At 63.2% G+C, this 10863-nt stretch carries 10 protein-coding genes and 1 pseudogene; 9 read left to right on the top strand and 2 right to left on the bottom strand.

Annotated elements, in window-relative coordinates; genetic code table 11:
- Window positions 1–28: 28 nt before the first annotated feature.
- Window positions 29–649 (top strand): YdeI/OmpD-associated family protein, encoded by a 621-nt coding sequence (locus AC1D13_RS22065; RefSeq protein WP_477666609.1) that lies wholly within the window; start codon window positions 29–31, stop codon window positions 647–649.
- 114 nt (window positions 650–763) lie between these two features.
- On the top strand, window positions 764–1312 hold the full coding sequence (locus AC1D13_RS22070; RefSeq protein ID WP_477648640.1) for an MgtC/SapB family protein: 549 nt from the start codon (window positions 764–766) through the stop codon (window positions 1310–1312).
- Between the two features lie 25 nt (window positions 1313–1337).
- Here AC1D13_RS22070 and AC1D13_RS22075 read toward each other — a convergent pair whose 3' ends face one another.
- Window positions 1338–1781: a hemerythrin domain-containing protein gene (locus AC1D13_RS22075; protein WP_477666608.1), complete on the bottom strand. Its 444-nt coding sequence runs from the start codon at window positions 1779–1781 to the stop codon at window positions 1338–1340.
- A 180-nt stretch (window positions 1782–1961) separates the two neighbouring features.
- Here AC1D13_RS22075 and AC1D13_RS22080 point away from each other — a divergent pair, with 180 nt between their 5' ends.
- The 7 genes from AC1D13_RS22080 (at window position 1962) to otsA (ending at window position 10050) form a co-directional block, all read left to right on the top strand.
- Entirely contained in the window at window positions 1962–2918 is a 957-nt protein-coding gene (locus AC1D13_RS22080) for a complex I NDUFA9 subunit family protein (protein WP_477690293.1), read from the top strand.
- Between the two features lie 440 nt (window positions 2919–3358).
- Complete coding sequence (locus tag AC1D13_RS22085; RefSeq protein ID WP_477690294.1) at window positions 3359–4117, top strand: glutathione S-transferase family protein; 759 nt, start codon at window positions 3359–3361, stop codon at window positions 4115–4117.
- A 14-nt stretch (window positions 4118–4131) separates the two neighbouring features.
- The gene (locus AC1D13_RS22090; protein WP_457281145.1) at window positions 4132–4437 is read left to right on the top strand and encodes an NIPSNAP family protein; all 306 of its coding nucleotides are present in this window, start codon (window positions 4132–4134) and stop codon (window positions 4435–4437) included.
- 53 nt (window positions 4438–4490) lie between these two features.
- Window positions 4491–5780, top strand: coding sequence for a multifunctional CCA addition/repair protein (locus AC1D13_RS22095; protein ID WP_457281146.1), 1290 nt, complete (start codon window positions 4491–4493; stop codon window positions 5778–5780).
- Between the two features lie 55 nt (window positions 5781–5835).
- On the top strand, window positions 5836–6684 hold the full coding sequence (gene otsB / locus AC1D13_RS22100; RefSeq protein WP_477690295.1) for a trehalose-phosphatase: 849 nt from the start codon (window positions 5836–5838) through the stop codon (window positions 6682–6684).
- Entirely contained in the window at window positions 6681–8540 is a 1860-nt protein-coding gene (locus AC1D13_RS22105; protein ID WP_457281148.1) for a glycoside hydrolase family 15 protein, read from the top strand. Before otsB ends, AC1D13_RS22105 begins: the two co-directional genes overlap by 4 nt.
- A gap of 127 nt (window positions 8541–8667) precedes the next feature.
- A complete protein-coding gene (gene otsA / locus AC1D13_RS22110) occupies window positions 8668–10050 on the top strand; it encodes an alpha,alpha-trehalose-phosphate synthase (UDP-forming) (protein WP_457281149.1) in 1383 nt (460 codons plus the stop codon).
- A gap of 661 nt (window positions 10051–10711) precedes the next feature.
- On the opposite strand, the pseudogene AC1D13_RS22115 reads toward otsA, so the two are convergent.
- Window positions 10712–10863: pseudogene (locus AC1D13_RS22115) on the bottom strand (thioesterase family protein); the annotation flags it as partial.

Here is a 10863-nt window from a genome sequence, read left to right on the forward strand (position 1 = left end):
GAGCCCCGTGTATCACGCAGAATGCGGCATGCCCGCCCCCGCCAAACCCGCTTCCAAAACGCCTGCCAGGACTCCCGCCGCCCCGCTTGCCACCGTGCGCTGCAAAGACACCCAGGCCTTCACGAAGTGGCTGGCCAAACACCACACCGACAGCACCGGCGTCTGGCTGCAAATCGCCAAGAAGGATTCGGGAATCGCCTCCATCACCCACGCCGAAGCGCTGGAAGCGGCGCTCTGCCACGGCTGGATAGACGGCCAGAGGAATTCCATGGACGCGCAGTATTTTTTGCAGAAGTTCACCCCGCGGCGTGCCCGCAGCACCTGGTCCAAAGTCAACTGCGCCAAGGCCCTGGCACTGATTGAATCCGGCGACATGCAGCCGGCGGGACTGGCCGAGGTTGAACGCGCCAAAGCCGACGGCCGCTGGGATGCGGCCTACGACGCGCAGAGCAAGATGGCGGTGCCTGGCGACCTGGCGGCGTTGCTCGCGAAGAGCGCCAAAGCCAAGGCCTTCTTCGAAACACTGGACTCACGCAATCGCTTCGCCATTTTGTTCAGGCTGCAAACCGCCAAGAAAGCCGAGACACGCGAGCGCCGGCTGGTGAAGTTCGCCGACATGCTCAAGCGGGGTGAAAAAATCCATCCCTGACAGTGGACAGGGCCTTTTCGGTGACGCCGTACGGCAGACGCGCTACAGTCAATCGGGCGAGCCCATCCCTCAACCGAACACGTAAGAACCTGTTTACGATCTAAAGGAGTCCGCATGGCGTCCACCTGGTGGCAGCAAGTCGGTGAAACCATCGCCTCGGAGTTTTCAGATTTGCCCGATGCCGAGCAGGCCACGCGCGTCATGGTGCGCCTCACGCTGGCGGCGTTGCTGGGCGGCCTGCTGGGCATAGAGCGCGAGCAAAAGGGCAAGGCCGCCGGCGTGCGCACGCACATGCTGGTGGCCATGGGTTCTGCGATGTTCGTGCTGGTGTCGCAGCAGTCCGGCATGATCACCGCCGACTTGAGCCGGGTGATTCAGGGCGTGATTGCCGGCATCGGCTTTCTGGGCGCGGGCACCATCCTCAAGGGCCACATCAAGGGCAACCCCGACGAAGAGCAGGTCAAGGGCCTGACCACCGCCGCCGGCATCTGGCTGACGGCGGCCATTGGCGTGGCGGCCGGCATGGGCCGTGAAAGCACTGCGGTCCTCAGCACCCTGCTGGCGCTCGGCATCCTGGCGCTGGTGCCGCGCCTGGTGCGTTTTCTGGAAAAACCCGAACCGCTGCTCAAGCCTGACGGCGACAAGCGCGGGGACGGTTCATAAGCTCGTCCAGGGGCGCCGTGGTGGTTTAATTTTTCGTGCGCTGCGAGACGAACTCGCCTTCATAACCCTTGGCCAGCGAAAGCTTTTCGGCTTCACTCAGCACTTTTCCTGCCAGCTGGAACACACCCTGCTCCTCGTCTTCAAGGTGGTGATAAATCTTGTGGTGCAGCTCTTTGGCAGTGGCCAGCCAGGCGGGCGAGCTGAAATCGGTTTCTTCCAGCGTTTCCACCAGCTTGTCCATCTGGTGGTGCTCGGCAATGCCGTGGCGTGAGGGTTCCTGCGTCATGTCGTGCGCGATCAGCGGCACATAAAAAAAGCGCTCCTCCGCCGCGGCATGCGCCGCGAGTTCGAGCTTGAGTTCCTTGAACAGTGTGGCTCTTTCCTTGCTGTCGCCCTGCGTTTGGATGAGGTTGTCCGCCAGGGCGCGCTGGGTGACATGGCTTGTTCGCAGTGCTTCAAAAATGTTCATTCAACCATTATGGGGACGGTGCAGGCCCTGGCGTGTAGGTCAAGGGCGGATCCTGCAGGGCCAAAAATCGCTATTAATTTGATAGCTGCTTGCGCTCACCCAGCATGACCTGTAGGCCTGAATGGTCAAAGAATGGGCCAACAGGGCGCAGGGCACGGTAAAAGCGCTAAATTAGGGGTTATGAACAAAATCCTTCTTCTTGGCGGAACCGGCTTCGTCGGCGCGCACGTCTGTGAAAAACTGGCGCGGCTGCAATGCCGCGTCACCGTGGTCACACGCCGGCAGGCCAGCGCCCGCCACCTGCAAATGCTGCCGCTGGTCGACGTGATTGAGGCCGACGCCCACGATGCTTCCTCGCTGGCACCGCTGCTGGCCGGCCACGACGCCGTGGTCAACCTGATTGCCATCCTTCACGGCACAGAGGCCGCGTTCGACAAGGCGCATGTGCAACTGCCGCTGGAGCTGGCCCGGGCCTGTGAAGCCAGCGGCCTCAGGCGCATCGTTCACATCAGCGCCCTGGGCGCTTCGCCCGGTTCGGCATCGATGTACCAGCGCAGCAAGGCGCGCGGCGAAGCCGTGCTGCTCAGCACCGGGCTGGATGTGACCGTGCTGCGGCCCAGCGTGATCTTTGGTGCCGAAGACAAATTCCTCAACACCTTTGCCCGGCTCCAGCAGATCTTTCCGGTGGTTCCGCTCGCAGCCGCCGATGCGCGCTTTCAGCCTGTCTGGGTGGAAGATGTCGCCGACGCCATCGTGCACTGCCTGCAAGACCCCGACACCGCCGGCCAGATCTATGAAGTTTGCGGGCCCGACGTGTTCACGCTGCGCCAGCTGGTCGGGCTGGCCGGCCGCTACGCCGGTATCAACGGTGGCCAAGGTCGCCCGGTGATCAGCCTGCCGGATTCCCTGGGGCGCCTGCAGGCGCGCCTCATGGAGTTCGCGCCCGGAGAGCCGCTGCTGAGCCGCGACAACCTCGACGCCATGGCCACCGACAACGTGGCCACCGGCAAGCTGCCCGGCCTGCAGGCACTGGGTGTTCACCCTGCCGCGCTGGATGCGGTGGGGCCTTCTTATCTGGGAGCGCAGGGCTTGCGCAGCGGGCTGACGGCTAAACGCAAAACCGCCGGCCGTTTTTAGGCCCCCACGGTGGAATAGGGCCCCCACGGTCGCTCACTTCGTGTAGCTCCCTGCCCCCCGAGGGGGCCGCCCGCCTGCGGCCTGGCAAAGCCGAAAACAGGCACACCCCTATCGGGCTCACTGTGTGTAGCCCTTTTCCCCTTGCAGGGGACTGTGCCTGTGGCCCGGCAAAGCCGGTTCCACGGCTCACGCTGGCTTGAAGAGTGCAATGGGCGTGATGAGTGCTAGGCTATTTCGCCAGCGGGGGCCGCGGGACTGGCTTCGCCAGACCGCAGGCGCCGCCCCCTTGAGGGGGGAACGGGCTACACGCAGTGAGCCTGGACGGGGGTGGGCATTAATTCAGGGGATTTTTTGCATCAATAGCGCGTTGGTGCGGCGGTAGCATCGCAAGTCGTTTCACTTTGACTTCTTTCCTTCATCGTCAGCAGAACAGGGACACCATGCTCAAGCTCTACATCGGCAATAAAAACTACTCCTCCTGGTCCATGCGCCCCTGGGTGCTGCTCAAGCAGGCCGGCATTCCCTTTGAAGAAATCAAGCTGCGCTTTGACTCGTTCGATGCCAACTCGAGTTTCAAGGAAAAAATCGGCGGCGTGAACCCGACCGGCCGGGTGCCGGCGCTGGACGATGACGGTTTTGTCGTCTGGGACACGCTGGCGATTGCTGAATACCTCGCGGAACGCTTTCCCGAGAAAAAGCTCTGGCCGCAGGATGTGAAAGCGCGCGCCCGGGCGCGCAGCGTATGCGCTGAAATGCACAGCGGCTTTGGCGCGCTGCGTTCGGCCTGCCCCATGAACATCGAAGCAGACCTGTCGGACATGGGCCAGCTGATTTGGCGCGACAAATCGGCCGTGCGTGCCGACGTGCAGCGCATCGTCGAGATGTGGACTGAGCTGCTGCAGCAATACAAGGACCCTCGCACCGCCGGGCCGCCCCAAGGTGCGAGCGCCCCCTCGGGGGGCAGGGAGACGCAGTCGACCGTGGGGGCCAATTTCTTGTTCGGAGAGTTCACCATTGCCGATGCGTTCTTCGCGCCTGTATGCATGCGCCTGAGCCGGTACGCCCTGCCAGTGCCGGCGGAAATAAGCGCCTACATTCAGCGCGTCAGTGCGCTGCCTGGTGTCAAAGCCTGGATCGACGACGCACTGGCCGAAAACGACTTTCGCGAGTTCGAAGAGCCGTACCGCACCAAACGCTGATAAGGAGCCCTTTCATGGTCACCATCTATCTGCGCTACGTGCTCAACACCGCCAAACTCAAGGAGTTCGAGCACTACGGCAAGCTGTGGATTCCGCTGGTCGAGAAATTCGGCGGCACGCACCACGGCTACTTCATGCCCAGCGAAGGCGCCAACAACATTGCATTGGCCTTGTTCACCTTTGAGAGCCTGGCGGCCTACGAGATTTACCGCCAGAGCTCTTTTGCGGACCAGGAATGCCTGGCGGCTTTCAAATACGCGGAGACCACAGGCTGCATCATCAGCTACGAACGAAGCTTCTTCCGGCCGGTGTTCTCCTGAGTCCAGGCCTGGGGCCTATCCCCAGGCAAAGCCCAAGCCGCTAAACTGGCTGGATGCAGATTTACATGGTCGGTGGCGCGGTGCGCGATGCCTTGCTGGGCTTGCCCGTGCAGGATCACGACTGGGTGGTCGTGGGCGCCACACCCGAGGCGCTGGTCGCCCGGGGCTACCTGCCCGTGGGCAAGGACTTCCCCGTCTTCCTGCATCCCGATACCCGGGAAGAGTACGCACTGGCCCGCACCGAGCGCAAGACGGCACGCGGCTATCGCGGTTTTTTGGTGCACGCCGAGCCCGACGTCACGCTGGAGCAGGACCTGGCACGGCGCGACCTTACTATCAATTCGATAGCGGCTCCCGCTCGTCCAGAAACAGCCTCCACCAGTTTTGACCCCGACTTTTCGGCATTAATCGACCCGTTTGACGGGCAGCGGGACATCCGGGACAAGGTGTTGCGCCACGTGACGGATGCCTTTCGCGAAGACCCTGTCCGCATCCTGCGCCTGGCCCGCTTCGCCGCGCGCTTTCCGGATTTTTCCGTGGCGCCCGAAACCATGGCGCTGATGCAGGCGATGGTGACCGAAGGCGAAGCCGACGCGCTGGTGCCCGAACGCGTGTGGCAGGAGATCGCACGCGGGCTGATGGAAAAAACACCGTCCCGCATGTTCGAAGTGCTGCGCGAAAGCGGCGCGCTGCAAAAACTGCTGCCCGAAGTAGCGCGCCTGTGGGGCGTGCCCCAGCCTGCCGCTCACCACCCCGAGGTCGACACCGGCGTTCACCTGATGATGGTGCTGGACATGTCGGCGCAGCTTGAGGGCTCGCTGGCCGTGCGCTTTGCCTGCCTGTGCCACGACCTGGGCAAGGGCACGACACCGGCCGATGTGCTGCCGCGGCATATCGGCCACGAAGATCGCAGTGCCCAGCTGCTAAGAGACGTGTGCGAACGCCTGCGTGTGCCGGTGGAATGCCGCGAAATGGCCGACGTGGTGGCGCGTGAGCACGGCAACATCCACCGCAGTGAAAGCCTGAACGCCGCGTCCCTGGTGCGGTTGATGGAGCGCTGCGACGCCTTTCGCAAGCCGCAGCGTTTTTCCGATGTTCTGCTGGCCTGCGAATGCGATGCTCGCGGACGGTTGGGCCTGCAGAATTCGCCTTATCCCCAGCGGGCACGCCTGCTGGAGGCTTTATCCACGGCACAAGCGGTAGACACCCATCAGCTGGCGCTTCAAGCCCAGGCTGCGGGACGGGGCGGCCAGCAGATCGGCGAGGCCATTCACAGGGCGCGCGTCAACGCGGTGCAGGCCTGGAGCACCGATACAGGGCAGCCGCCGCCGGCTGGGCCGTGAAAAAGCGAAACCGGCCTACAGCCATTTGACGGAGGCCCTGCTAAGGTGAGAAGTGATGCATTCATCCTCATCACAACCCTTGGCACCGCCCTCGCCCGCAGCCGCTTCAGCAAACACACCGGCCTCCTCGCCGCTTCTGGATTTGCCGGCCATCGGAGCGCAAACCGCCCTCTTCCTGGACTTTGACGGCACCCTGGTCGACCTGGCGCCCCAACCCGAAGCCGTGCAACTGGTGGCCGGCCTGGTGCCGGCGCTGGCGCGGCTTTCAACACTGCTGGACGGTGCGCTGGCGATCGTGTCGGGTCGCACACTGGCCGACCTGGACGGCTTTCTGGCGCCGCTACGGCTTCCATCGGCGGCTGAACATGGTGCGCAGCGCCGCGTTGCGGGCGGCGTTGCCATCAGCCTGGCCGCGCCTGACCTGCAAGAGGTGGCGCGCCGCGCCGCGGAACTGATGGTGCACCATCCAGGTCTGCGCGTAGAGGTGAAATCCGCCGCGGTCGCCTTGCACTACCGCCATGCACCCGAGCTCGAGGCGCTTTGCCTGCAGGCCATGCAGGAGGCCGCTTCCAGCACGCCAGGCGTGGAACTGCTGCGCGGCAAATTCGTATTCGAGGTGAAGCCTGCTGGCGTCAGCAAAGGCACGGCCATTGAGGCCTTCATGGCCGAGCCGCCGTTTGCCGGGCGCATCCCTCTTTTTGTCGGCGACGACACCACCGACGAGGCCGGCTTCTCGGCGGTCCAGTTCATGGGCGGCGAGGGCATCAAGGTGGGCGAAGGCGCCACACTGGCGCGCTGGCGTTGCGCCTCGCCGGCCGCACTGCGGCTGTGGCTCGGTGATGCCCTTACATCCGACGCGCACGCATCACTCGCAAACGCAGCCACCCAGGGAGCCCACTCATGAGCGTCGCCGCCGACTCCCTTCACTTTGCGCCGCCCGCCCAGCCATCTCTGGCCATGGGCGTGATCGGCAACTGCGCCTTCAGTGCGCTGATCGACGCACGCGGCCGCATCGTCTGGTGCTGCCTGCCGCGGTATGACGGTGACCCGGTGTTCAATGCCTTGCTGGAGCCTCAGCCTGCACAAGACGACGCGACGTTCCCCGGCACGCCTGACTCCCAGTCCAGCGCCTTCGCCATCGAGATCGAGGACTTCGCCGAAGCAAAGCAATGGTATGAACCCAATACCGCCGTGCTGCGCACCCAGCTGTTCGACAAGCATGGCCAGGGCATCGAGATCACTGATTTCGCGCCGCGTTTTTTCAGCCGCTCGCGCTTTTTCAGGCCCATGACGATCGTGCGCCGCGTCAAACCCATCCACGGCGCGCCGCGCATCCGCGTATCGCTGGACATCCGCTTCGACTGGGGCCGGCGCAAGCCGCTGATCACCCAGGGCAGCAACCACCTGCGCTATGTGGGCGACGAGCTGACGCTGCGGCTGAACACCGACGTGTCGATTTCACACCTGCTGTCAAAGCAGCCTTTTGTGCTGACACGTGAGCACAATTTTCTGCTCGGCGCCGACGAGTCGCTGCCCGACGGCATTGCCGACACGGCGCGCCTGTTTGAGCAGGAAACCATTTCCTACTGGAAAAAATGGAGCCAGCGCCTGCACATTCCGCTGGAATGGCAGGAGGCCGTGATACGCGCAGCCATCACGCTCAAGCTTTCGCTCTTTGAAGACACCGGCGCCATCGTCGCCGCCATGACCACCAGCATTCCCGAGGCCCCCGGCAGCCAGCGCAACTGGGACTACCGTTATTGCTGGCTGCGCGACGCCTTTTTTGTGGTGCGCGCACTCAACAGCCTCTCGGAAGTCGGCACCATGGAAGACTACCTGCGCTGGCTCAGCAACGTGGTGGTGCAGTCCAAGGGCGGGCACATCCAGCCGCTCTACGGCATAGGCCTGGAGCGCGAGCTGCCCGAATCCACCATGCTGCACCTGGGCGGATACCGCGGCATGGGACCGGTGCGCGTGGGAAACCAGGCGCAGGAGCATTTCCAGCACGACGTCTACGGCAATGTGGTGCTGGGCGCGGCCCAGGCCTTTCACGACCATCGCCTGCTGCACCGCGCCGGCATTGCCGAATTCAAGCGGCTCGAGGAAGTTGGCGAGCAGGCCGTGCACAGCTATGACAAGCCAGACGCCGGCATGTGGGAGCTGCGCACGCGCGCGCGTATCCACACCTCATCGGCCCTGATGTGCTGGGCCGCCTGCGACCGGCTGGCCAAGATCGCGCTGGTGCTCAAGCTGCAGGATAGGGCCGACTACTGGCGCCGCCATGCGGCAGTGATGCAGGAACGTATCCTGCGCGAATCCTGGAGCGAAGAACGCCAGGCCTTTGCCGAAAGCTTTGGCGGGCGCGACCTCGACGCCAGTGTGCTCTTGATGATTGAAGTGGGTTTTATCGACCCCAAAGACCCGCGCTTTGTCGCCACGGTAGACGCGCTGGAAACCCATTTGTGCGACGGCCCCTACATGCGCCGCTATGAGGCACCGGACGATTTCGGCAAGCCCGAAACGGCCTTCAACATCTGCACCTTCTGGCGCATTGACGCGCTGGCACGCATAGGCCGCAAGGAGCAGGCCCGCGAAATTTTCAACACCATGCTGGCCGCGCGCAACCATGTGGGCCTGCTCTCGGAAGACACGCATCCCGTGACCGGCGAGATGTGGGGGAATTTTCCGCAGACGTATTCGATGGTGGGGATCATCAATGCGGCAGTGCGCTTGTCTGCGTCTTGGGAATCTCAAGTATGACTATGAATGTGGCTCACCCCCGTCGGTGGCTCACTGCGTGTAGCCCCTTCCCCCCTTCCAGGGGACGGCGCCTGCGGCCCGGCGAAGCCGGTTCCGCGGCCCCTGCTGGGCTGGAAGGTCGCAGCCTATGAGTCGCCTGGTTGTTGTTTCGAATCGCGTGGCGGATCCGCGCAAGGCGGCGGCCGGTGGGCTTGCTGTGGCACTCGGGGACGCGCTGAACGCTACCGGTGGGCTATGGTTCGGATGGAGCGGCACGGTCGTTGAGGGTGGTGCCGCCGGTGAAGGCGAGCTGCATGTGCAGCAGGCGGGCAACATCAAGCTGGCCACGGTGGACCTGTCGGCCGAAGACCATGCCGGCTACTACCTGGGCTACAGCAATGGCGTGCTCTGGCCGGTATTTCATTACCGGCTGGACCTGGCGCGTTTTGACACGGGCTTTATCGAGGCCTACCGCCGCGTGAACCGGCTGTTTGCGCACAAGCTCATGGGCCTGCTGCAGCCCGACGACATCATCTGGATCCACGACTACCACCTGATCCCCATGGCGGCCGAATTGCGCGCCATGGGCTGCAACAACCGCATCGGTTTTTTCCTGCACATTCCGTTGCCGCCGCAGCAGGTGCTGGCCGCCATTCCCCAGCACGAATGGCTGATGCGTGCGCTGTTCGCCTACGACCTGGTCGGTTTCCAGAGTGAAAACGATTTGCTGCACTTCTCGCGCTACGTACAGGCCGAAGCCGGCGCGGTGGCGCTGGGCGACAACCGCTTCAGGGCCTTTCACCGCACTGTGCGCGCGGGCGCTTTTCCCATCGGCATAGACGTGGACGAGTTCGCGGCGCTCACGCACGCGCAGGATGCGCGCGACATGTACGAACGCATGAAGGAAGAGTATTCACGCCGCAAGCTGCTGCTGGGTGTGGAGCGGCTCGACTATTCCAAGGGCTTGCCGCAGCGGCTGCGGACGTTTGAAATCTTGCTGAAAAAGTACCCGGAAAATCTCCGCAGCGCCACACTGATCCAGATCGCCTCGCCCAGCCGTGAGGACATGGGAACCTACACCGATCTGCTGCAGGAACTGGAAAGCCTGTGCGGCGCCATCAACGGCAATTTCGGTGAGCTCGACTGGATGCCCGTTCGCTACATCCACCGCAACGTGGCGCGCAAGCGCCTGCCGGGTTTGTACCGCGTGGCGCGGGTGGCGCTGGTCACACCGCTGCGCGACGGCATGAACCTGGTGGCCAAGGAATTCATCGCCGCGCAGGACCCGGCCGACCCCGGGGTGCTGGTGCTGTCCCGCTTTGCGGGGGCTGCGGAGCAACTGGAAGACGCGTTGCTGGTCAATCCCTACGACATCGACGGTACTGCGGACACCGTACAGCGTGCGCTTCAAATGCCGCTGGAGGAGCGGCAGGCGCGGCATCAGAAGCTGCTCAAGACCATCCGGGAACGCGATGTGCATTGGTGGCGCAGGGAGTTTCTTAACGCCCTCGGCTACGAGGGACCGGCTTAGTTGCCGGTTCTTGCTCTGGCCTTAGCGCTCTTTGCTGAGGGTTGCTGGCCGGGGGTTGCCCGGCATGCAAGTAACTTTCTTTTGCTTCGCCAAAAGAAAGTCACCAAAGAAAAGGCGACCCTGCTGGCTGCGTCCCTACGCTTCGCTGCGGGCAACCTGCGGTGCTCGGTCCAGGCGGGGTCTCGCTCGAACTCGCCTTCGGCTCAAACAATCGCGATCCCTGATCCGCCTGAACCTGCGCTCCTCGGCGCATCCAGAAGGGCAAATCGGGAACGGGGACAAAATGCCAAAGACAAATACCAACTCCAATACCAACAAGGACACGCCATGGCGTGTCCTTGTTTCTTCCGTATTCGGGTTCTTGTTTTTGGCTGTTGGTATTCCTTCCCCCACCCCTTGTGGATGCGCCGAGGAGCGCAGGGCCAGACGGATCAGGGCAAAAACTTGTTTGAGCCGAAGGCGAGTTGTTTTTGACCCCGGCTGGATCGAGCACCGCAGGTTGCCCGTAGCGAAGCGGAGGGACGCAGGAACCAGGGTCGCCTTTCTTTTGCTTACTTTTCTTTGGCGAAGCAAAGAAAAGTGAGTTGCATGCCGGGCAACCCCCGGCCAGCAACCCTCAGCAAAGAGCGCTAAGGCCGGAGCAAGAGCCGGCCAAGAAAACTTAAGAAACGATATAAGCCCCAGCCCCAGTAGAAAACAACTTCCCGTCAGCCCCCAAAAACTCCATCCGCGTACTCGCCACCCGCGACCCCAGCCGCATCACCTCAGCCCGCAACTCAAAAAACTCACTGATGCCAGGCCGCAAATAATCCA

The organism is Polaromonas sp. P1_E12, assembly GCF_056405975.1.

Bases quoted from the DNA above. Each gene is read 5' to 3' on its own strand.
- AC1D13_RS22075 (WP_477666608.1), bottom strand. From the start codon at position 1,781: ATGAACATTTTTGAAGCACTGCGAACAAGCCATGTCACCCAGCGCGCC.
- AC1D13_RS22070 (WP_477648640.1), top strand. From the start codon at position 764: ATGGCGTCCACCTGGTGGCAGCAAGTCGGTGAAACCATCGCCTCGGAG.
- AC1D13_RS22095 (WP_457281146.1), top strand. From the start codon at position 4,491: ATGCAGATTTACATGGTCGGTGGCGCGGTGCGCGATGCCTTGCTGGGC.
- AC1D13_RS22105 (WP_457281148.1), top strand. From the start codon at position 6,681: ATGAGCGTCGCCGCCGACTCCCTTCACTTTGCGCCGCCCGCCCAGCCA.
- AC1D13_RS22085 (WP_477690294.1), top strand. From the start codon at position 3,359: ATGCTCAAGCTCTACATCGGCAATAAAAACTACTCCTCCTGGTCCATG.
- otsB (WP_477690295.1), top strand. From the start codon at position 5,836: ATGCATTCATCCTCATCACAACCCTTGGCACCGCCCTCGCCCGCAGCC.
- AC1D13_RS22065 (WP_477666609.1), top strand. From the start codon at position 29: ATGCCCGCCCCCGCCAAACCCGCTTCCAAAACGCCTGCCAGGACTCCC.
- AC1D13_RS22090 (WP_457281145.1), top strand. From the start codon at position 4,132: ATGGTCACCATCTATCTGCGCTACGTGCTCAACACCGCCAAACTCAAG.
- otsA (WP_457281149.1), top strand. From the start codon at position 8,668: ATGAGTCGCCTGGTTGTTGTTTCGAATCGCGTGGCGGATCCGCGCAAG.
- AC1D13_RS22080 (WP_477690293.1), top strand. From the start codon at position 1,962: ATGAACAAAATCCTTCTTCTTGGCGGAACCGGCTTCGTCGGCGCGCAC.